Source organism: Pseudomonas sp. 01L34, assembly GCF_056400265.1.
This window is the reverse complement of sequence record NZ_JBFTSX010000032.1, coordinates 1-822: the sequence shown is the minus strand read 5'-3', so window position 1 is coordinate 822 and position 822 is coordinate 1. Positions and strand designations below refer to the sequence as shown.

The 822-nt window shown below is 63.4% G+C and carries 1 protein-coding gene; it reads left to right on the top strand.

Annotated features, from left to right (window positions below):
* Positions 1-822 (top strand): calcium-binding protein (locus AC1DQM_RS29825; RefSeq protein ID WP_477747260.1); only part of this gene is annotated, 822 nt, incomplete at both ends.

Sequence of the window (822 nt, the reverse complement as noted above, 5' to 3'; positions counted from 1 at the left end):
GCCAACGTCGAAGACGGCGTGCTGCTCGGCACCGCCGCGTTGAACCTCACCGGCAACGAACTCGATAACAGCCTCACCGGCAACGCCGCCGCCAACTTCCTCAATGGCGGTGCCGGCCAAGACCTCATGATTGGYGGTGCAGGCAACGACGTTTACGTTGTGGATAACGTGGGTGACGTGGTGGTGGAAACCGGCACCTCGCTGAGCGAAATCGACACGGTKMTGTCGTCGATCAGCTACACCCTGGGCAGCAACCTCGAGAACCTGACCCTCACCGGCAGCGACMASCTCGACGCCACCGGCAACGCCCTGAACAACGTGCTGATCGGCAACAGCGGCAACAACGTGCTSRACGGTGGCCTCGGCGCCGACGTGATGATKGGCGGCTTCGGCAACGACACCTACATCGTCGACAACCTCAAGGACACGGTCACCGAAACCAGCACCCTGGCGAGCGAAATCGACACCGTACGCGCCTCGGTGAGCTGGGCCCTGGGCGCCAACCTGGAAAACCTCACCCTGACCGGCAGCGACAACCTCAACGGCGTCGGCAATGCCCTGAACAACGTGCTGACCGGCAACAGCGGCAACAACATCCTCAACGGCCAGACCGGCCTGGACACCATGATCGGCGGCGCCGGCGACGACACCTATRTCCTCGACCAGGCCGGCGAACTGGCGCTGCTGCAGGAAACCGCCGACCAGGGCCGYGACCTGCTGAACATCAGCTACACCTCGACCCTGGCCAGCAGCACCGTCGATCTCAGCCAAAGCAACCTGCAGAACGTCGAAGATGTCACCGTCACCGGCCTCGGTGCCTTC